The organism is Streptomyces sp. NPDC002004, from assembly GCF_053593975.1.
In genome coordinates this window covers 336,177-355,974 of the sequence record NZ_JBSFDP010000004.1, presented here as the reverse complement: position 1 = coordinate 355,974, position 19,798 = coordinate 336,177, and the positions used below count along the sequence as shown (strand labels likewise).

19 protein-coding genes, 1 tRNA gene and 3 pseudogenes are annotated in these 19,798 nt (G+C 69.7%); 9 read left to right on the top strand and 14 right to left on the bottom strand.

Translation table 11 applies throughout. The features are described from left to right. Positions 1-112 precede the first annotated feature (112 nt). Both ACWCP6_RS10020 and ACWCP6_RS10015 read right to left on the bottom strand, forming a co-directional pair. Positions 113-463: pseudogene (locus ACWCP6_RS10020) on the bottom strand (helix-turn-helix domain-containing protein); the annotation flags it as partial. 484 nt (positions 464-947) lie between these two features. Beyond that, on the bottom strand, positions 948-2,462 hold the full coding sequence (locus ACWCP6_RS10015) for an MFS transporter (protein WP_450931877.1): 1,515 nt from the start codon (positions 2,460-2,462) through the stop codon (positions 948-950). Between the two features lie 276 nt (positions 2,463-2,738). Here ACWCP6_RS10015 and ACWCP6_RS10010 point away from each other — a divergent pair, with 276 nt between their 5' ends. Then, a complete protein-coding gene (locus tag ACWCP6_RS10010) occupies positions 2,739-3,338 on the top strand; it encodes a TetR/AcrR family transcriptional regulator (RefSeq protein ID WP_450931876.1) in 600 nt (199 codons plus the stop codon). A 1,553-nt stretch (positions 3,339-4,891) separates the two neighbouring features. Here ACWCP6_RS10010 and ACWCP6_RS10005 read toward each other — a convergent pair. From ACWCP6_RS10005 to ACWCP6_RS09995, 3 genes are all read right to left on the bottom strand, one after another. Continuing rightward, positions 4,892-6,454 (bottom strand): FAD-dependent monooxygenase, encoded by a 1,563-nt coding sequence (locus tag ACWCP6_RS10005; protein ID WP_450931875.1) that lies wholly within the window; start codon positions 6,452-6,454, stop codon positions 4,892-4,894. Positions 6,455-6,728: 274 nt separating this feature from the next. Next, positions 6,729-7,628: a helix-turn-helix domain-containing protein gene (locus tag ACWCP6_RS10000; protein ID WP_450931874.1), complete on the bottom strand. Its 900-nt coding sequence runs from the start codon at positions 7,626-7,628 to the stop codon at positions 6,729-6,731. 10 nt (positions 7,629-7,638) lie between these two features. Beyond that, positions 7,639-7,797, bottom strand: a complete 159-nt coding sequence (locus ACWCP6_RS09995; protein WP_450931873.1) for a hypothetical protein — start codon at positions 7,795-7,797, stop codon at positions 7,639-7,641. A 119-nt stretch (positions 7,798-7,916) separates the two neighbouring features. Between ACWCP6_RS09995 and ACWCP6_RS09990 the strand changes: the two genes are divergently transcribed. Beyond that, entirely contained in the window at positions 7,917-8,558 is a 642-nt protein-coding gene (locus tag ACWCP6_RS09990; RefSeq protein ID WP_450931872.1) for a carbonic anhydrase, read from the top strand. A 331-nt stretch (positions 8,559-8,889) separates the two neighbouring features. Here ACWCP6_RS09990 and ACWCP6_RS09985 read toward each other — a convergent pair whose 3' ends face one another. Then, on the bottom strand, positions 8,890-9,867 hold the full coding sequence (locus tag ACWCP6_RS09985; protein ID WP_450931871.1) for an L-threonylcarbamoyladenylate synthase: 978 nt from the start codon (positions 9,865-9,867) through the stop codon (positions 8,890-8,892). Positions 9,868-9,999: 132 nt separating this feature from the next. Then, entirely contained in the window at positions 10,000-10,995 is a 996-nt protein-coding gene (locus ACWCP6_RS09980; RefSeq protein ID WP_450931870.1) for a helix-turn-helix domain-containing protein, read from the bottom strand. A gap of 110 nt (positions 10,996-11,105) precedes the next feature. On the opposite strand from ACWCP6_RS09980, the gene ACWCP6_RS09975 reads away from it, so the two are divergent. Then, positions 11,106-12,137, top strand: coding sequence for a saccharopine dehydrogenase family protein (locus ACWCP6_RS09975; protein ID WP_450931869.1), 1,032 nt, complete (start codon positions 11,106-11,108; stop codon positions 12,135-12,137). 162 nt (positions 12,138-12,299) lie between these two features. Here the strand turns inward: ACWCP6_RS09975 and ACWCP6_RS09970 are convergent, their stop codons facing one another. After that, on the bottom strand, positions 12,300-12,458 hold the full coding sequence (locus tag ACWCP6_RS09970) for a hypothetical protein (RefSeq protein ID WP_450931868.1): 159 nt from the start codon (positions 12,456-12,458) through the stop codon (positions 12,300-12,302). A 151-nt stretch (positions 12,459-12,609) separates the two neighbouring features. Here ACWCP6_RS09970 and ACWCP6_RS09965 point away from each other — a divergent pair. Next, positions 12,610-12,714 (top strand): annotated as a pseudogene (locus ACWCP6_RS09965) (Ku protein); the annotation flags it as partial. Between the two features lie 406 nt (positions 12,715-13,120). Here ACWCP6_RS09965 and ACWCP6_RS09960 read toward each other — a convergent pair. Both ACWCP6_RS09960 and ACWCP6_RS09955 read right to left on the bottom strand, forming a co-directional pair. Next, positions 13,121-13,474, bottom strand: coding sequence for a helix-turn-helix transcriptional regulator (locus ACWCP6_RS09960; protein ID WP_450931867.1), 354 nt, complete (start codon positions 13,472-13,474; stop codon positions 13,121-13,123). Positions 13,475-13,535: 61 nt separating this feature from the next. Next, a complete protein-coding gene (locus ACWCP6_RS09955; RefSeq protein ID WP_450931866.1) occupies positions 13,536-13,880 on the bottom strand; it encodes a MerR family transcriptional regulator in 345 nt (114 codons plus the stop codon). A gap of 553 nt (positions 13,881-14,433) precedes the next feature. On the opposite strand from ACWCP6_RS09955, the gene ACWCP6_RS09950 reads away from it, so the two are divergent. Further along, positions 14,434-14,580: a hypothetical protein gene (locus ACWCP6_RS09950; protein WP_450931865.1), complete on the top strand. Its 147-nt coding sequence runs from the start codon at positions 14,434-14,436 to the stop codon at positions 14,578-14,580. Between the two features lie 32 nt (positions 14,581-14,612). On the opposite strand, the gene ACWCP6_RS09945 is transcribed toward ACWCP6_RS09950, so the two are convergent. Continuing rightward, positions 14,613-15,272 carry a type III effector protein gene (locus ACWCP6_RS09945; protein WP_450931864.1) on the bottom strand — a complete coding sequence of 220 codons (660 nt, stop codon included), beginning with the start codon at positions 15,270-15,272 and terminating at the stop codon, positions 14,613-14,615. A 127-nt stretch (positions 15,273-15,399) separates the two neighbouring features. Between ACWCP6_RS09945 and ACWCP6_RS09940 the strand changes: the two genes are divergently transcribed. The 3 genes from ACWCP6_RS09940 (at position 15,400) to ACWCP6_RS09930 (ending at position 16,838) form a co-directional block, all read left to right on the top strand. Beyond that, entirely contained in the window at positions 15,400-15,831 is a 432-nt protein-coding gene (locus tag ACWCP6_RS09940) for an Hsp20/alpha crystallin family protein (RefSeq protein ID WP_450931863.1), read from the top strand. Positions 15,832-15,937: 106 nt separating this feature from the next. Beyond that, positions 15,938-16,333, top strand: coding sequence for a DUF2267 domain-containing protein (locus ACWCP6_RS09935; RefSeq protein WP_450931950.1), 396 nt, complete (start codon positions 15,938-15,940; stop codon positions 16,331-16,333). Between the two features lie 67 nt (positions 16,334-16,400). Next, the gene (locus ACWCP6_RS09930; RefSeq protein WP_450931862.1) at positions 16,401-16,838 is read left to right on the top strand and encodes a DUF2267 domain-containing protein; all 438 of its coding nucleotides are present in this window, start codon (positions 16,401-16,403) and stop codon (positions 16,836-16,838) included. A 500-nt stretch (positions 16,839-17,338) separates the two neighbouring features. Here ACWCP6_RS09930 and ACWCP6_RS09925 read toward each other — a convergent pair whose 3' ends face one another. Next, positions 17,339-17,908 (bottom strand): DUF4232 domain-containing protein, encoded by a 570-nt coding sequence (locus ACWCP6_RS09925; protein WP_450931861.1) that lies wholly within the window; start codon positions 17,906-17,908, stop codon positions 17,339-17,341. Between the two features lie 418 nt (positions 17,909-18,326). On the opposite strand from ACWCP6_RS09925, the pseudogene ACWCP6_RS09920 reads away from it, so the two are divergent. After that, positions 18,327-18,549, top strand: a pseudogene (locus ACWCP6_RS09920) (tyrosine-type recombinase/integrase); the annotation flags it as partial. Positions 18,550-18,655: 106 nt separating this feature from the next. Here the strand turns inward: ACWCP6_RS09920 and ACWCP6_RS09915 are convergent. Both ACWCP6_RS09915 and ACWCP6_RS09910 read right to left on the bottom strand, forming a co-directional pair. Then, positions 18,656-18,729, bottom strand: a tRNA-Pro gene (locus ACWCP6_RS09915). Positions 18,730-18,816: 87 nt separating this feature from the next. Further along, positions 18,817-19,743, bottom strand: a complete 927-nt coding sequence (locus tag ACWCP6_RS09910) for a metallophosphoesterase (protein WP_450931860.1) — start codon at positions 19,741-19,743, stop codon at positions 18,817-18,819. Between the last annotated feature and the right edge of the window lie 55 nt (positions 19,744-19,798).

Genomic DNA, 19,798 nt, shown 5'->3' with positions numbered 1-19,798 from the left:
CCAACTACGCGAGAATCCGCAGGTCGCGCCCGAGGAGGTCCCGGGCCTGCTGGAGCGGCTGGCCGAGGTGCCGGATCCGCGTGACCCACGCGGGGCGCGTCACCGCCTGGCTGTGGGAGTAGTCGGCCCGCCCGTCACCGCCCTGGTCGCACTCGACGAGAGTGCCGTCCAGCAGGACGAAGTCCACATCGGCTTCGCGCAGGACCTTGAGCAGACCCGGCGCACGTTCGGCGAGCAGGTGGATGACCGCGCTGGTGTAGGCGTGGGCGGTGGACTCGCTGATCCCGAACCCGGCAGCGATCTTCGCCAGGGTGGTGTGTTCGCGCAGGTACACCAGTGCCACCATCGCGCGTTTAGACGGGCGGAGCTTGCAGCGTCGATCGCCCTCACGGGTGACGACGAGCATGGTGACCCACTCCACGAGCGCATGAGGCAGGTCGAGTGCGGCAGGATAGATGACCAACGAGGCCCCCGAGCAGCTTGGTTGAGACGTCAGACATCTCGATCAACAGTTCGTAGAAGGCGGTGATCCAGGTCGCGGTCTTTGGCCGAGCCTCGGTGCGGGTGGCACAGGTGTGCCGGTCGCCGTATTCGACCTTGGGCCGCCCCGACCGCAAGCCATCCTCAGGGAATCGATGACGGGGGAGGCGCAGTGGTGGTCGGCCATCGCGTATCCGACGACCTCACGGGTGGCCATATCCAGCTGGCGAGCGAGGTAGAGCCAGCCCTCGGCTGTGGGGAGGGAGGTGATGCCCCCGACCGGTTTCCTGCCCGGCTGCTCGGCGTGGAAGCTGCGGCTGATGATCAGGTCCGGCGCCGTCTCGCCTTGTTGCCCGGCTGGGTCAGCGACCGCCGTCGCCGGCGGTGGGCGCCCTGGCTACCGCGTCCGCGCAAGATACGGGTGACGCGTTCGCGGTTGACCGCCCGCCCCGGCGGCGCAGGGGTTGCTACGTGTGCATGACGGGCGGTGCATCGGGGTCCTGCTGTGGCACACCGCGCCGGTAGACCACGAGGGCGCTCACCAGGCCGACGGCGAAGAAGGCGGCTGCCCACCAGTAGACGGTGGAGTAGCTCTCCAGTGCGGCGTTTGCCCGTATTAGCGGGTCGGCGGGGTTCTTGCCCTTCATGTAGGAGGTGACGGCGCTTGCGGCCTGGGTGTTGAGCAGGGCGGTGCCGACGGAGCCGCCGATCTGCTGACTGGCGTTGGCAGTGGCGGACGCGACCCCTGCGTCGCGGGGGTCCACGCCGACGCCGGCCAGGCTCATCGCTATGGGCATGATCAGGCCGAGGCCGAGGCCGACCACCATCAGCGGCGGGAGGACGTCGGAAGCGTAGGCGCTGTCCAGTTCGAGGCGGGTCAGCCAGGCCAGGCCCGCGCCGGCGAGGGCGAAGCCGACCGGGACGACCGGCTTGGGCCCGACGCGGACCAGGAGCACGGTGGTGGCGAGCCGGGCGGAGGCCATGAGGGTCGCGACCATCGGGAGGAAGGCCAGTCCCGTCTTGACCGCGGAGTAGTCGAGGCTCTTCTCCAGGTAGTAGGTGAGGAAGAGGAAGACAGCGAAGACTCCCGCGTTGGCGATCAGCACGGAGACGAAGGAGGCCACGCGGTTTCGGTCGCGCAGGACACGCAGGGGCAGCAACGGGTGATCGGCCCGGCTCTGCCACCAGCCGAAGGCGGCCAGAAGCATGGTGGACGCGGCGAGGAAACCCCAAGTCATGGGGGAGCCCCAGCCATGGCTTTCGGCGTTGGAGAAGCCGTAGACAACGGAGAAGAGACCTGCCGACACCAGGACTGCGCCGGGATAGTCGACTCTGGCGTCGGCCGCTCGGCGGCCCCGTTCCAGCAGTATGGCGGCACCGATGAAGGCGATCAGGCCGAAGACCAGGTTGATGTACAGGTTCCAACGCCAGTTGATGTATTCGGTCAGTACGCCGCCGAGCAGTAGACCGACGGCGCCGCCGGAGCCCGCGATGGCTCCGTACAAGCCGAAGGCGCGGATGCGCTCCTTGACGTCGGTGAAGGTGGTACTGACCAGCGACAGTGCGGCTGGTGCGAGCAGCGCGCCGAAGGCGCCCTGCAGGGCGCGGGCGGCCACCAGCATTCCGAAGCTGCCGGCGGTGCCGCCGAGGGCCGAGGCCACAGCGAAGCCGAGGGAACCGATGAGGAAGGCCCTCTTGCGTCCGAAGAAGTCGGAGACCCGGCCGCCGAGCAGCAGCAGGCTGCCGAAGGCCAGAGAGTACGCGGTGACGATCCACTGCCGGTTGCCGTCGGAGAAGCCGAGGTCGGTCTGGGCGTTGGGGAGCGCGATGTTCACCACGGTCCCGTCGAGGACGACCATCAGTTCGGCGAGGCTGATCACGGCGAGGATCCACCAGCGTCTGGCTGTCGTGGTACGGGGCACGCCTGCCTCTGCTTCGGGTGCGGCGGTGCCGTCCCGCGGATCGCTGGTTTTCTGGGACATGAGCATCTGCCTCCGTGGATACGAAACTGTTTCGTACAGTTACGGTAGGCGGTGCCCGGCCGAGACGCAATGGTTTGGATCCGCGTGCGCGGTGAACGTCGAGGTGGTCGGCCCGCATCGGTGGGGCGGAAGACGCGCTCATGGCAGGCCTGGTCCCACTGGGGCGGTATGTTCGATCGAATCGAGTGGTTGTGACAGGTGCTGTCTTCGGCGGGTGATGGCGTGAGGTCGTCGAGCGCGAAGCCGTTCCTCGGGGTGAGAGGCAGAGATCGGAAGATGACCGCAAACGCGAGCGACCAGGCACGCCGGAAACGGCTGACCCCCGAGCGTGAACAGGAGCTCTACCGCGCGGTGATCGACGTGTTGCGCGAGGTGGGATACGACGCCCTCACCATGGATGCCGTCGCCGCCCGTGCCCATTCGAGCAAGACCACCCTGTACCGGCAGTGGAAGGGCAAGCCGGAGCTGGTCACGACCGCCCTTCGCGGCACCCGCCCGGTCAGCAGTGAAGCAATCGACACCGGATCGCTCGTCGGTGATCTCCGCGAGCTGGCCAACGGGGTCGGGGCCACCGCTCACGAGGACGCCCCTCTGATCAGAGGCATCGCGCATGCGGCCGGCAACAACCCCGACCTGGCAGTGGCGATGCGCGAGCACCTCATCGGCCCCGAGCTGGCCGGTCTGCGCCAGTTGCTGGCGCGTGCCGCCGCCCGCGGCGAGATCGCGGCCAACAACCCCGCGACGGACTTCATGCCGCACGCGCTGCTGGGGGCTGTCATCAGCCGCCGCCTGCTGGAGGACGTCGAGGCTGACGCCGACTTCATGCACCGGTACATCGACGCGTTCGTGCTGCCGGCCCTCGGTGCCGGCCACTGATCTTACGCCGCCGGCACCCGGTCCGCGCGGACCGTCCGCGCGGACCGGGACGCGCGGGGCATGCACCGTGTCCGCGTCTCCAGGATCCGCCTCTGGTCTTCGGCGGTACGGGGCCGTCGACAAACTGGTAGCGCATGGCGGGGGTCGCTTCCCCTGACCGCGCATAAAGAGCCCGGTGAACGTGGACATACCACGTGGTGATCTGTGGCAGCCGTAGCCGGTATTGGCCGGAGGCGATCTTGGCCGTCCTCGACAGCCCCTGGCCCGCCATAGTGGCCGCCCGGTGGTTATCGAAGGAGCCGTGACCGGCCACCGACCAAGCCGCGCACGCCAGCGCAGGGACCACGACCTCGGCCTCGAGCGTCACCGCAGTATTCCGCTCGGTATGGGTGCCGTCACGTTGAGTGGCGGTCGACTGGCCGGGGTCCTCGGTTTGTTGATCTTCTGGGCGGGGCCGGTAGTGGAATCTCCCGGGACGGCGGTCTCGTGCCATCGGCCCACCGAACGCAGAGGTTCCGTGGTTGTTGAGTCAGATCTCGCCGCACTTCCGACCCCGCCGCCGAATACCGCATCGAGATGCACCACGCTTCGAAACCTGGAACGAGGTCACCGGCACCACCGCCATGACCACCACAGCCTGAACCACACACGGAAACCGCGCCCGACACACCCTCAGCGAGGGGCCGTGACCCCCACACACACTGCGCAAGTACGACCGGCTCACCGAGGCGACACGGACGCCGGGTCCTCGTCCGAGCGCAGTAGATTCCAGCGGCGCTCCCGCCACCTCGCTGCGCGGGGCGCCGCCGACTTGCGTGGCTGATGGTGCCTTCTCGGCACCGCTGTCCGTGCCGAGCGCTACCGTGATGGTGCACGGCCCGCGCACGGGCCCAAGCCAGCCCCAGCCCATGACTGGAGCCACCGAGGCGAAGGTGCCAGGACTGCGATCCCAGCGCATCAGTGCGTAGCACCATCTCGTCTTCACCGGCGAGCACCACCGAATGCCCACGCAGTCACTCGTTCTTGCTCGCGTGCATCGGGTCATGGGAAACCGCTTGCCGACCGGGCCACCCTCGCCGGACTGGCCGGGGGCGTCTTCCAGTACGAGTTGGGGGCCGCCGCACAGGGCTCCCCACTCATCCCGCCTGCCGCGCGTACATGGATCGAGCAGGTTCACGGCACCGCCTTCACCGCGGCCGCCGAGCCCGCGCTGCGCGCCGTTGCCGACCTGAGCGACGAGGTTGCCGTCGACCTGCTGGACGCTGCGCTCCACTTCTGGGCCGTGTCCGGAGCAGCCCGGGCCGCCATCGGCCTGCTCGACAGCCCCGGAGGGGCAGGAGTGCCAGCAGTCGGCCGAGTCTCTGGAGGACATGACGATGAGAGTCGCGCTCCTGGAACTCGATGAGGCCCTGAAAGCCATCGACCAGACTGGCCCGACCGATCCCGGCGGCACCTTCTCCGCCTGACCCTCTCGGGCGGCCGCCGCACCGGGCGGGTGCGGCGGCCGTGGGTGGGATCGGCTCGTGGTTCGAGTCAGTCAGCAGAGCGGTGGATCAGCCCGGCGTCACTGCACCCTCTGGCACTCCGAACCACTCCTCCAGCGCCTCCGCCAGCCCGGCCGTCGACGTCAGCGCCTGCGCCCCCACGTCGGCTGCCCAGGCCGTGAAGCCGTCCGGACGGACGAGGACCGCCGCCAGTTCCGGGCGGGACGGACAGCCGGCCGTCAGGGTGTCGACGCGGCCGGCATACCCCGCAGCGAGTGCCCGGAGCTCCGGGTCGTCGGTGAGGTCGAGCAGGAGCGCCCGGCCGCCGTGGAGGTGGTCCGCGAGGCGGTCGCCGTCGGTGAGTTCGAGGTCCGGGGTGCTGCGGCCGGTCAGCGGGTGCTCGCCCGGCAGCTCGTACCGCACCCCGCTACCGTTGAGCCGCGCGGTGAGGTACGTGGTGCCCACGACCGTCTCCGCCAGGTCGCTGACGATCTCGCGCAGGGCCCGGGACTGCGGGTCCGGGCGCATGGCCGCGACCTGGGACCGGGTCCAGTCCAGGACCCACGCGCCGACCGGGTGCCGCTCGGAGGTGTACGTGTCCAGCAGCCCTTCCGGCGCCCGGCCGCCGATCACCGCGGCGAGCTTCCAGCCGAGGTTCATTGCGTCCCCGATACCCAGGCTCAGCCCCTGGCTGCCGAACGCGGAGTGCACGTGCGCCGCGTCGCCCGCCAGCAGCACCCGGCCCTTGCGGTAGTCGGTGACCTGGCGGGCGTGGTCGGTGAAGCGGGTCGCGGTCCGCACCTCGGTGATCGTGACGTCCACGCCGGAGACGCGGCGCAGCCGCGCCTGGAGGTCCTCGGTGGTGACCGGCGCGTCCCGGTCGGCCGGCGGGCCGTCGAACTCCACGGTGACGATGCGGCCCGGCATCGGCCCGTGGGCGTACACACCGGTGTCCGTGGCGGTCCAGCCGACCTTCAGGTCCTCGGTGCCGGTCATCTCCACGACCGCCTGGTGACAGGTGATCTCCGGGTCCGTACCGGGAAATTCGAACCCCGCGAGCTTGCGGACCGTGCTGCGGCCGCCGTCGCAGCCCACGAGCCAGCCGGTGGGTATGGCCCCGTGGCTGGTCCGCACGGTGACGGCCCCGTCGTCCGCGTCGAAGCCGGTCAGCTCCACTCCCCGGCGCACGTCGACGCCGAGCTCGTCCGCCCGCCCGCCGAGCAGCCGCTCGATGTCCTGCTGCGCCACGAAAGCGATCTCGGCGGCGGGTCCGGCGTCGCCGAGGCCCGGCTCCGTACGGTCGACCAGGTCGGCGCGCAGCATGATTCCGGCGAAGTGCCCGACGAACCCGAGCCCTTGGCCCGCAGTCCCGCCTCCGTCGCCGACGTTTCGTTCGCGCATGAATGCCTGGAAGCGGTCCATCGCCTGCCGTTGCACCTCGGCCAGCGCGGGCAGCATGCCTCGGCGGTAGAGCGCCTCGGCGCTGGGCGTGGTGATCGCCCCACCCTTGATCGTCGGGTCCACTTCGGTGAGGCGCTCCAGGACGGCCACCCGCGCGCCTCCGAGCCGGAGCTCGCAGGCCAGCATCAGTCCGACCGGGCCGCCTCCGGCCACCACTACGTCATAGTCCATGGCGCCGACTATGACCGAGGGCCGAAAAGGCCAAAAAGGCGCCGCGGTGTCAAGGGACCGGCCCCGCGAGGAGAACGGGGCCGGCACCGTTAGCGCTGAGAACAATCAAGGAACGAGGCTCATCGGCTGCTATCGCCGGGAGCGAGCAGGCTCGTGAGCTGGACCTAATGGGTCCAACCGGGGCCGAACTGCCGCAGGCGGTGTGCCCGTCGGCGATCGCCTCTGGGGACGGCTTGAAGTAGCGGCGGACGTGTCCGACCGGCCGCCGCAGCTGTCAGAAGACGGCTCCGTGCGCTGGCTCCGGTTCCGGTTCCGGGATGGCGAAGGCCAGCTGCTGCTGCGCAGGGCGTTCAGGGAGGCGGCCCTGCAGCCGCCCGGGCCGCCGCCGGCCACGGCGCTGCGCCGCCCCGGAGTGCTTCACCTGAACCGTGGCCCGCCGGAGCAGCCCCCGGCCATTCAGGTAGAAGTCCCCGTCGGCCTCCTGGAACTCTTGCAGGTGGCGCTGGCTGGCCACCGGAACCTCAATGGCCACAGTGACGGTGCGCTCGGGCGACCAGGGGTAGCCCGGCAATGCGGCGGTGTACTGGGCGGCAAGGTCGTCCTGCTTCTCGTGCCGCCACGCGCGGGTCCAGGCGGCCTCCCAACCCAGCCACTCCGCCTCCGGCACCTCGCAGGCCCGCAAGTACGCCTTGAACTGCCGAAGGCCGTGTGGCATCGCCTGCTTGTTCACGATGCGGTGCGCACTGCTGCGCGGCAGAGCACCGTACCCGCCCGCCCACTGTTCCATGGTGCGCAGCGGAGGGGAACCGACCTTCTCGTACAGCTCCACCAGTGCCGCGCCCAGGTCGACGAAGTCGCGGACGAACTCCGGGCGGGGAGCGGGCTTGCCGCGTCCGCCCCGCGCGAGACGGGTCTGCTCATACCGGACCCGCTTCCACAAGAGCCGCGCTTCCTCGGGTGAGGCGTCGCACGCCCGGGCGTAGTTGAGTACGGTCTGCAGTTTCGGCACGGTCTCGCCGGAGGCGGCCCGCTGCAGCGTCGTGGCGTGGCAGCCGGCCCGCGCCGACAGGGCCCGGTAGCCCTGCCGGGTGCGCTCCCGCTGCTCGCGCAGCCACTCCTGCAGCTCACGCAGCGACTTGTTGCCGGTGGTGAGCGGATTCTCGGGACGGCACATGACCGTCACCTCACGCAGCCGGGTTCAGCAGAGCGCGCAAGGCGGCACGCAGGCCCCGGGCAGAGGTTCCGGTGACCAGACCGACCAGGAGGACGGCGATCAGACCAGCGCCGACGAGAAGCTGCAGCACAAGGGCGGGGCAGCGCCGTCGCGCGCTGAGGTTCCGCACCGAGACCACCCTCGCCCGGCGCCTGGGGGTGATGACAAGGCCGTCAGCGTGGCCCGATCCGGCGAGCTCCGGCGGGACCAGGCCGTGCGACGGCTGGTGCCCGCTCGTAGGCTGCCGCCATGACCGAGGTCCAGAACCCGACGCCCCGCGACGCCTTCGAGCTGCTCATGGCCGGTAACCAGCGCTTCGTCTCAGGCACCCCCGAGCACCCGAACCAGGACGCCATACGCCGCACCGAGATCGCACCGGCCCAGCAACCCTTCGCCGTGCTGTTCGGGTGCTCCGACTCCCGGCTGGCCGCCGAGATCATCTTCGACCGCGGCCTGGGCGACCTGTTCGTGGTGCGCACCGCGGGGCATGTCGCCGGTGCAGAAGTCCTCGGTTCCGTCGAGTACGGCGTGAGCGTGCTCGACGCCCCGCTCGTCGTCGTGCTCGGCCACGACTCGTGCGGGGCCATCGCAGCCGCCCGTGCCGCAGCCGACGGTGGCAGGGTGCCCGGCGGCTTCGTCCGTGATGTCGTCGAACGGGTGACGCCGAGCGTGCTGGCAGCCCGCGCCGCCGGACGCGAGACGGCCGAAGAGATCCTGGCCGAGCACATCGAGCACACCGTGGACTTGCTGCTCGAACGCTCCCGCGTCCTGGCTGAGCGGGTGGCCGCCGGCCGCCTCGGTGTGGTGGGGCTGTCCTACCGGCTGGCCGACGGCAGTGCACAGCTCGTCGCCTCTCGCGGCCTTGATGCGGCGGTCCCTGCCGCGCCCTGACCATCTCGGCCATGGCTGTCCTGACGTGATTTGCCCCGTTCGGAGGAGACCCGTATACGTGGATGCGGAACCCACCGGGTTCACCGCTCGATCACCCCCGAAGGGCACCACCCGATGGCTCACGGAGCCGACCACGTGCCCAGCACCGCCCCCCGCGCCGACCTGGCGCGGGCCGCGGGCTGCGAGGTGTGCCGGGGATGGGGAACGGTCGTCACGACGGGCGGCACGAGCTGTGCCCGGCCTGCCAGACCGGCAAAAGCTCAGCCGAATCCGCCACGAATCCGGCAGGCCCCCGCACCCGGGAGCAGTAAGGGCGCAGCGTCCGTGCCGGTCACACGGTGGTCCGGGGCCCCGCGGCGCGGCGGAGCCGGTTGGCGATCGCCAGTCCCAGCCCCTCCTCCGCCGGCAGTGACGCGACGATGAGGTCGCACCCTTGCTGGTCGAGCTCTCGCAGGAACCCATACAGCCCGCGCGCATAGGCGGCCATCGAACCGGGGACCTGCACCACCGCATGCGCCTTCACCTCAGCGTCGGCGAAGGCGGCAGGCAGAAAGACGCCGACCCGGTGCCCCAGCTCCTGCGCCAGCTCCGCCTCAGAGACGACCTTCTCCGGCTCAACCAGGACGACCCGCGCCCGCGGCGCGTAGTGGGACGGATGCTGGCCCGGCACCCGGATGCGGCTGGTCGCAGGGACCGCGAGCGGGCACCCCAGCACCGCTTCGAGGTCCTCGCGCGTCACCCCGCCGGGCCGCAGGATGCTCGGGGCATCGCCGGTGACGTCGACGATGGTCGACTCGACACCGACCTCGCAGGGGCCGCCGTCCAGCACGAAGTCGACGGCGTCGCCGAGCTCGGCACGGACATCGTCCGCGGTCGTGGGGCTGACCGAGCCGAAGCGGTTGGCGGACGGGGCCGTGACACCACCACCGAAGGCAGACAGCAGCGCGAGAGCGACGGGATGGTCAGGCACGCGCACGGCCACCGTCTCCAAGCCGCCGGTCGCTTCGAGGGGCACCCGGCGACCGCGCCGCAGGACCAGCGTGAGCGGCCCAGGCCAGAAGTGTTCGGCCAGCAGGCGGGCCGGCGCGGGCACGTCCTGGACCCAGTCGTCCAGGTGCTCCGCACCGCCGATGTGGACGATCAGCGGGTGCGAGGGCGGACGTCCCTTGACCTGGAAGATGCGCGCGACGGCGGCGGGATCCTCGGCGTTGGCGCCCAGTCCGTAGACGGTCTCGGTCGGGAGAGCCACCAGGCCCCCGGCGCGCAGCACTCCGGCTGCCTTCTCGATGTCACTGGTTCTTGCCGTCACCCTCTCAATCCTAGGTGCGTCAAGGACCGGCGACGGTCTTGATCAATCTCAGCACCAACCACGGGATCCATTGGTCCCTGATGGCGCTCATTGAAACTCCCCAGGTGGTGCTCTTGAGGTGGCCAGACCTGCTCAGTTGGTCTCCCCACCCTGTGCTGGTCTGGTAGTTGCCGGTGCTGGGGGACGGCGGGTTCGGGTACGGAAGGTGCGGCGGTAGGTGTCCGGGGGCACCCCGAGGGTGCGGTTGAAGTGCCGGCGCAGGGTCGTGGCGGTGCCCATGCCGGTGGCCGTGGCGATGGTGTCGATGCTGTCGTCGGTCTTCTCGAGGAGCTCCTGGGCGTGGCGGATCCGCTGGGCCAGCAGCCATTGCAGGGGGGTGGTGCCAGTTGCCGCGCGGAAGTGACGGCCCAGGTGGCGTGAGCTCATCCGGGCTTGGCGGGCCAGGTCCTCCACGGTCAGCGGCTGGCCGAGCCGTTCGATGATCCAGGGGAACAGGGCGGTGAGTGGGTGGCCGTCCTGGTCGGGCACCGGGGCGGTGACGAACTGGGCCTGGCCGCCGGACCGGTGCGGGGGGACGACCAGTCGGCGGGCGACGGTGTTGGCGATCGAAGAGCCGTAGTCGAGGCGGACGAGGTGCAGGCACAGGTCCAGGGCTGCGGCCTTACCGGCAGAGGTGAGCACAGGGCCGTTGTCCACGTAAAGGACATCCGGGTCGACCTCGACCTCGGGGTAGCGGGCGGCCAGGACGTCGGTGTGCGCCCAGTGCGTGGTGGCTCGCTTTCCGTCCAGTAGGCCGGCTGCGGCCAGCACGAACGCGCCGGTGCACAGGGAGGCCACGCGTGCGCCGTGCTCGTGGGCCACGCGCACCGCGTCGACCAGTTCGGCGGGCGGGTCCACGTCGACGTCGGCCCAGCCGGGAACGATCACTGTATCGGCGTCCTGCAGCCGGTCGAGGCCATGATCGGGCTCCAGGCGGAACCGGCCGAACGGCACGGTGTCCGGCCCGCAGACGGAGAGGTCGTACCAGGGGACGGTGACCGCGGCCGGGGCGAAGCCGAAGACCTCGTGGGCTACGGAAAGTTCGAAGTGCAGCATCCCGTCGGTGACGGCCAGCGCGACAGATCTCATGTCTGAAACTGTATGGGCTATGTCGTTTCAGACCATCACCGTTGCGTGTTCAACAACGCCAGGATGGTCGCAGTTGAGTGGTTGATCGGTCCGAGCACAGGAGAGAAGTCATGGCAGCGGGGCAGACGGTGACGGTGTACGGCGCGTACGGGCACACCGGCCGGTTCGTGGTGGCACACCTGCAAGAGCGCGGATTCATTCCGGTCCTGGCCGGGCGGGATGCCCACAAGCTGAAGGCGCTGGCGGACGAGTACCCCGGACTCGACGTCCGCCCGGCATCGGTCGACGACCCGGCATCGCTTGACCACGCACTGGCCGGCGCGGGAGCCGTCATCAACTGCGCGGGGCCGTTCGCCACGACGGCCGCCCCGGTGATCGAGGCGGCCCTGCGAGCAGGGATCCCGTACGTCGATGTAGCAGCCGAGATCGAGGCCAACGCCGACACCTTCGCACACTTCGCGGACCGGGCCCGCGACGCCGGCGCGGTGGTCGTCCCCGCGATGGCCTTCTACGGCGGCCTCGGCGACCTGCTGGCCACCGCCGCGATGGGCGACTGGAAGAGCGCGGACGAGGCACACATCGCGTACGGGCTGAACAGCTGGGAGCCCACACAGGGGACACGCGCCGCGGGTAAGGTCTCCGTCGAGCGGCGCGGCGGCCGCCGTGTCCGCTTCACCAACGGGCAGCTGGAGTACCACAGCGACGAACTGCCTACCCTGAACTGGTCCTTCCCCGAGCCCATGGGCGCGCGGGCCGTCATCGGCGAGTTCACGATGGCCGACGTCGTCACCATCCCCAGTCACCTGTCCATCCCCGAGGTGCGCACCTACATGACGACCGAGGCGGCCGGCGGCGTCACGGGACCGGACACGCCTACGCCCACCGCGGTCGACGAGCATGGGCGGTCCGCGCAGACCTTCCTCGTCGACGTCGTCGTGCGCTCCGGCAACAGCAAACGCCGCGCCGTGGCCGGCGGCCAGGACATCTACGCCGTCACCGCACCGCTCGCGGTCGAAGCCGTCAACCGCATCCTCACAGGACGGACCAGGACGACCGGCGTCGCCTCCGCCGGTGACCTCTTCGACGCACCCGACTTCCTCCGCGCACTGTCCCCGCACATCACCCTGGAACTGCGCCGCTGACGAGCGGGCCGCCCGCACCGGCGCCTCGCGTACCGATGATGGGGGCCCGCCCTCCCCCCGAGACCTGCCCTACCCCTCTCAGATCACCCGATTCCCCTAGTTGGTGCACCCCGTGAACCAACTGGGAAGAAGAGCGACACTGAGGAAAATTCGAGATCGGCATCATCCGTCCATCCGACCGCCGGTGCGGGTCACTGCCAGGCCCCTGCCCTTGATGCTCAACCCGACCTTGCCGTCCTGGATGGTCGCATCCGCCCAGGCAGCAGCAGAACCCGTCAAGGCGAGAAGCATCGCGGTGGCTGCGCAGATCATCTTCTTCACGCCCCGCACAACGGGACATGGCCGCCCCTGTCACGGAAGGCCTCCGCGCTCACCCGTACATGCGACGCGCCACGCTCCCAGGAGAATGCGGTGCTGGAACCCTGCGCCCGGCATAGCCTGGTGATCAAAAGGGGGAGGCTTGGAGGCCGTCATGCCACGCCCCCTGGTCGGCACCGCTGTGACCTTCGGCCTGGTCACTATCCCGGTGAAGATCGTGCCCGCCACCGAGGACCACGCCGTGTGGTTCCGGCAGATCTGGGTGTGAGTAGTTGAGGTACAGGAGCGGCGCCAGGTTTCCGTACAGGGCGGCGTGCAGGGCGGCTGCGAGTTCGCGGGCCCGGCCCTCCTCTGCCACGTCGTGCAGGACGAAGTAGACCGGCCCCGCGGAGGAGTCCGAGCGGATCTCGCCGGCACGGATCAGCTGGATGACCGCGGCGCGGACGGCGTCGTACACCGAGTCGGCGACGGCGTGCTGCGGGGCGGTGATCATGTCGGCCTTCACCGTCCAGTGCTCGCCCAGAGACTCGATGGCGACGAAGACGGCGTCCTGCTCCTTGGCCTGCCTGTACGCCGCTTTGAAGGCCGCCATGCCCGTCGCGTCGGGAATGAGGTCGGCGGGGCAGGGAGCCGGCAGCGGCTGCATGAGAACCAGGGCGCTTGTTTCAGGGGCCGATGGTGGGGTCCAGTCGGTGGCGGGGCGGGCCGGGGGCGTCGTCCGTGTCTTCGTGCTTTAGGCCGGTGGTGAGGTCTAGGAGGGCGCGGATGGACGGTTCGGCCTCCGCTGGATGCCGGAACGGCCCATCGTGGTTGACGGTGTACTGGTTGCGTCGGCCGACCCGGTCCTTTTGCAGATGGCCGGCCTCTGCGAGATTTGCCACGATGCGCTGGGCCGTGCGCTGGGTGAGCTGACAGGTGGCAGCGAGCTCGTGCAACCGGGCAGTGGGATTCCGGGCGATCACCATCAGCACCCGCGCGTGGTTGGTCAGAAAGGTCCACCGCCGGCTCTGGTAGTCCATGATGACCGAAGCCCTTCCCTCCTCAGTGCCTGTCAGTGTCCAGCTCGGGCCCGGCGTCCGGTCAGGCTGAGGTCTTCGACTGCGGCTCGGGGCCTTGTGTGCGCATTTGCTCGTTGATGCGCTGCGCTTCTTCGAGTTGGTCTTCGAGGACGATGATGCGGCAGGCAGCTTCGATGGGGGTGCCCTGGTCGACGAGTTCGCGGGCGCGGGCGGCGATGCGCAGCTGGTAGCGGGAGTAGCGGCGGTGGCCGCCTTCGGAGCGCAGAGGCGTGATCAGGCGGTGTTCGCCGAGGGCGCGCAGGAAGGCGGGGGTGGTGCCGAGCATGTCGGCGGCCCGGCCCATGGTGTAGGCGGGGTAGTCGTCATCGTCGAGGTTGTCGGCGGGACGGGGTGCGGCAGGGGGCATAGACCTCTTCTTCCGGGGACGCATCGGGGGGCCCGGGTGCCGTACTGGCACCCGGGCCCCGAGCTTGCAACACCATCTACCGGCGCATCGTGCCGGTCTTCTGTGTCCGCAGGGTCCGCCTGGGAGGGCGGGGCTGCGGGGATCGTGAATGCGTGACCGGGGACCACCTTCCAATCCGGGGTCTGCGTACCCGGGCGGACTGCTTCCTCGCCCGGGCGATCCTGATGGCGTCTCGCTCCTTACCTTCGGTTACTCGGTTTGTACTGCTGGATATCGCGGGTACTGCTCGCGGCCCCCCGCGGGGTCGCGTGCTGCTTGACCTGCCTGCACGGCAGTTCGTGTCTGCCGTGCCTCTTCGACTTCCTGGGTATGACCACGACAGTAACTCCGCGACGAGCCAATGTCTACTACCGTGATGACAGGTTTTCTATAGGGCTGATGCACAGACTCTTGCCTCAGGTACACCCGAAAGATTGCTGTCCCGGGTTGCTTCCCGGCTCGGCGGCCACATGCTGAGCCTGAAGGCACAACCGACAGGGTGGGGTGACAGCGCATGACCGACATGGAGACGACACGCACGCAGGCCCCCAGAGCCCCTGCCGTGGTTGAGGGCGACAGCCCCGCCGGTGTCGCTCGCGCCCGTGATGTCGCCCGCGCCTTCGTCGAAGGCCTGGATCCGCCTCCGGAGCCCGCCGCGTGAGTTCCGACGTCGCACATGGAGCTCTACATCGGTCAGTCGGGGGCGGCATCTGTGGCTCTGGCGGAGTCCGTAAGGGCGTCGAGTCGGGCGGCGAGGCCGGGGTGGGTGGTGGTCAGGTGGGGGCGGGTGGCACCCAGGGGGCGGATGAGGGCGGCGGGGTCGTCGTCGGCGAGGGCCGCGTGGAGCTGCCTGAGCGGGGAACGCGCGGCGGCCGGAAGGTCGGTGAGGGCGGTGATCTCGCCGGCGATGCGGCGCAGGTCGGCGGCGTTGCGGCGGGCCCATTTGGCGGCGCTGCGTTCGGCGGCGCGGTGTTCGCGGGTGGCCTGGACGCGTTGTTCGCCGGTGGTGCCGACGGGTCCGGGCCGACCCCGCAGGTAGCGGCGTTCGGCGGCCTGGCGGCTGGCGACGCCGAGGGGGTGGGCGAGGTCGGCCCAGCTGGCGCCTGCGTGGCGGGCGGTTTCGATCAGGCCGGTTTCCCATCCGGCGAGCTGCTCGCGCACCTGTCGCAGCAGCAGCAGGGAGGCCAGGGCCTGTTCAGGGCCGGCGTCGGGGACATCGGGGGAGCCGGGGGCTTCGTGCCGGGCGGCGCGCAGGGCGTCGTCTATGGCGTGCAGGGCCGCCGCGGCGGCGAGAAACGATGCCGGGCTCTGAGCGCCGGCGTTGGAAGGGGTCGGCTGGTCGGCTGCTGTCACGGGCACCTCCCTCGGGCTGTCACTTTTCCGACGACGCTCTTGTTTGTCATCCATTGGATGACATGTTACAACGGTTTCAGTGAGGCGCATTGGCAGCAACTGCCCGAACCTTCTGGAGGTGTTTTCGATGTTGATGCGCACCGACCCCTTCCGTGAGCTCGACCGGCTGGCCCAGCAGCTGATCGGCCCGGGCACCTGGTCGCGGCCGTCCGCGATGGCGATGGACGCCTACCGCGAGGGTCACGAGTACGTGGTGGCCTTCGACCTCCCCGGTGTCAGCGCGGACGCGATCGACATCGACGTCGAACGCAACATGCTGACCGTCAAGGCTGAACGCCGGCCCGTGGCCAAGGGCGACGACGTGCAGATGGAACTCTCCGAGCGGCCGCTGGGCGTCTTCTCCCGCCAGATCGTGCTCGCGGACACGCTGGACACCGAGCAGATCAAGGCCGACTACGACGCCGGGGTGCTCACCCTGCGCATCCCGATCGCCGAGCGCGCCAAGCCCCGCAAGATCTCCATCGGCTCGGGATCCGACCGCAAGGAGATCTCCGGCTGAGCCGGACGATGCGGGCCGAACGGCGGCGGAGGACGGGCACCTGATCTCCCCCTCACCCCGTCCTCCGCACCCGACGGGACGGACTCGAAGAAGGGTGGCGATGGACGTGACCCTGCGACAGGAAGCGTTCCTGGAACATGTAAGGGAACGCGGCGAGTACGACAGCCTGCCAGAAGCAGAACGCGCGGCCCGCGTGGTGCTCGCCCTGCTCGGCGCACACCTGGTCGGCGAGGTACGCGCCGAGCTGGCGGCGCGCCTGCCGGAAGACTTCGCCCTGATCCTCCTCAACCCGCTGCAAAGCAGAGAGCCCCTGCCGCCGGAGCGGTTCCTGCGCGCGACCGCCGCCTGGATCGAAGGGGCCACCGAGCAGACCGCCGCCTGGGACGTCAGCGCCGTCCTCAGCACCGTCGCCGACGCGGCCGGCGACGACCTGCTGGGCCAGATCCTGCTCCAGCTCCCCGTCGGCTACGACCTCCTCTTCGGCCACCCCCAGCCCGCCTGACCACCCACACCCCGGTGCCCCCGCACAGGCACCACGACCTTCGGCGACAGAAAGGGCAACGACCACAGTGATGACCGACCGGCGTGCACCACTCCAGCACATCCCCGTGATGACGTACGAGCAGCTGCTGGAGAAGGTCCGCTACGAAGGCGCCTACCCCACCAGGGAAAGAGCCGAGGAAGCCGTCCGCCTGGTCCTCGCAGGACTCGGACGCCAGCTGACGGGCGACGAACGCGTCGAACTCGCCGCCCGCCTCCCCTTCGAAGCCGCGACGATCCTCACCGCACAGATCCCCGACACCCAGCCCCTGACCGGCTGGGCCTTCGTCAAAGACCTCGCTGCCCGCACCGGCGACACCCTGGGCACCACCCGCTGGGACACCGGATCCGTCCTCTGCGCTGTCGCAGCCCTGGCCGGCCCCGACCTCCTCACCCGCATCCTGCACCAGCTCCCCTCCGGCTACGCCCTGTTGTTCGGCCGCGCCGAACTCACCCAAGCCGCATAGACGGCCAACGTGCTGCTGAACATGCTTAAGTCGGTGGGCCTGTAGGGGGCCCTGAGCCCTTACGCTGGGCGGAGCCGTCCCGGTGGCGTCCCCCGTGCCACCGGGACGGCTTGTGTGTCCAGGCGACGATAGGGGTCACTTCCTCATCTACGGCCTTGGAACATCGGAACGAAAACAGGCGCTAAGCCCTTCGCGGGCCTGAGAGCGCTTTGACCTGGGGCTCTACGGGGGCGGAGCCTTCGGCAGTCGTGGTTACGACACCGTACAGAAAAGGGCTCCAGATGGTTGTTGGACGCCGGATGTTGTTGAACACCCTTGTTGGACACCTGGAGTCGACTCTGGCCCCGCGCGTAGATGTCCACTTGCCATCGGTCTTTGACGGACGCGATTTTGTGTCATCGGAGTTTGATCACCTGTACTTATGTGCAGCGCCTCGTAAACGTGCAGGTCAGGGCGTTGCGATCGTCGTGCAGGCTGCTCGATTTGTGGGGACGGTGGGGTCAGGAAGGCTTGACCGCCGAGACCGGGGTGACGGTCACCTTGTTGTCGCACTCGGCCCACACCCCGTCGTTCAGGGCGACCTGGTGCTTCCCGGAGTGCGGCAGCCCGATGACCATCGTCGGATACGTCACCGGGTCCTTGCCCGACACGCAGTAGCCGTCGCCCTCCCCCTGGACCTGGACGAAGGTCAGCTTCACCCACGCCTTGCCGTGCGGCCGGACCGTCACGGTGGCCGCCCTGCCGGTGGGGGTGACCTTGAGCGGGGTGTTGTGGGTGGGGGAGCCGTTGCCGGCGCCCGCGACCGTCGGATGGCCCTTCAGGGCGCACGTCCTCCGAGAGACGTTGGTGAACTGCACGACCGCCGCCCCGGTCCCGGTCCCGACGGGCCGGTGGACGGCCTGCCAGGCGCTGACCTGGAGGGCGGAGGCCGGGCAGGCGGGCGGCGGGGTGGAGGTGGTGGTGCTCGCCGCCATGGCAGTGCCGGGCAGGATGCCGGTCACCGCCGCCGCGACGGCCGTGACCGCCGTCGTCGCCAGAGCCGCCCTGCGAATGCCGTTGCTGTGCCGCATGCTGTCGTCCCCCTGAGTCGTCTCGTCCGCGGGTTTCGGTCGTCGGTTGTTGCCCCGCGGTACGCGTGGTCGTGGTACGTGAGTGCAGATGGGGCGGGAGAGCGGCAGGGTTCCGTGCGGCGACTACTTGTGACGGAACGGTGACGACAGGCTGCACCCGTGCAGAAGGCCGTCAGGGCAGACAGAAGCACCTCCAGCGCGCCACGGGTTTTACCACGCCCCCGGCGCGCACCGCAGGTGCGCTGAGTCGCTGACCTGCGGTGATCAAACTCCGATGACACAAACTCGCGTCCGTCAAAGTCCGATGGCAAACGGTCAAGATCCAGTGGCACGGGACACCTGCTGCGGCTCGTCGCCCACCGGCATACTCAGCTTGACGTCGCGTAGACCTGCAACCCGTACTCGCGTGGCCTGCATCGACGGGATCGACGCCGACGAGTGGACACCGAGGGAGCTGCGGCACAGCTTCGTGTCCCTGCTGTCCGACCGCGGTGTCCCGCTGGAGGAGATCTCCCGGCTCCGTCGGACACTCCGGGACAGCTGTGACCGAGGAGGTCTACCGGAAGCAGATCCGGCCCGTGATCCAGACTGGGGCCGTGGTCATGGACGGCATCTTCGGTGGAGATCCGCGGCGGGCGTAGGCACGCAGGAATCCGCTCCGGATCGATAGTCACGCGGTTAGACACGCAGCAACGCCAGAGGGCCCTCACCAAACTGGTGAGGGCCCTCTGAACTGCTTTTCAGCTGTCGGGGTGGCGGGATTTGAACCCACGACCTCTTCGTCCCGAACGAAGCGCGCTGCCAAGCTGCGCTACACCCCGATGTCCCCGCTGTCGCGGCGACGACGTTTACTTTAGCCCACCGGCGGCCGGAGACGAAATCCGGTTTCGAGGGGCGTCGGGCGGGGGTCAGCCGCGGGGTACGAGGGTGAGCAGCGTCGCCTCCGGGGGGCAGGCGAAGCGGACCGGGGTGTAGCGGTTGGTGCCGCAGCCCGCGGAGACATGGAGGTAGGAGGTGTTGCCGGAGGCCGTGTGGGTCGAGAGGCCCTTCACGCGGTCGGCGTCGAGGTCGCAGTTCGTGACGAGGGCTCCGTAGAAGGGGATGCAGAGCTGGCCGCCGTGGGTGTGGCCCGCGAGGATCAGCGGGTAGCCGTCGGCGGTGAAGGCGTCCAGGCTGCGCAGGTACGGGGCGTGCACGATGCCCATCGAGAAGTCGGCGTCGCCGTCGGGGCCGCCGGCCACGCGTGCGTAGCGGTCGCGCTTGATGTGCGGGTCGTCCAGGCCGGTGAGGCCGATTTCGATGCCCTCGATCTTGAGGGTGCCCCGGGTGTTCGTGAGGCCCACCCAGCCCGCTTCGTCGAAACCGTCGCGCAGGCCCTCCCACGGGTTGTGCACGGCGCCGACCACGGGCGGGTTGCCGTTCAGACCGTGTGCGCCGCGCACCTTCTCGACGAGGTAGAGGGCGGGGTTGCGCAGCCGGGGTCCGTAGTAGTCGTTCGAACCGAAGACGTACGCACCGGGGAACTCCATCAGCGGGCCGAGCGCGTCGAGCACCTCGGGGACGCCCTCAGGGTCCGAGAGGTTGTCCCCCGTGTTGATCACGAAGTCGGGGCGGAGACCGGCGAGGGAACGCAGCCAGCGCTGCTTCTTGTACTGGCCGCCGACCATGTGGATGTCCGAGACCTGGAGGACGCGCAGGGGGCGCATGCCCGCGGGCAGCACGGGGACGGTCACCCGTCGCAGTCGGAACGAGCGGGCCTCGTACCCCGCCGAGTAGAGAAGGCCTGCGGCTCCCACCGCCATGACACCCAGGGGTACTCCGTATCGCGCGCGCATGCTGCCATCGTGTCAGACCCGGCACCCCTGAGAAATCAGCGGGCGAGCGGCCTTC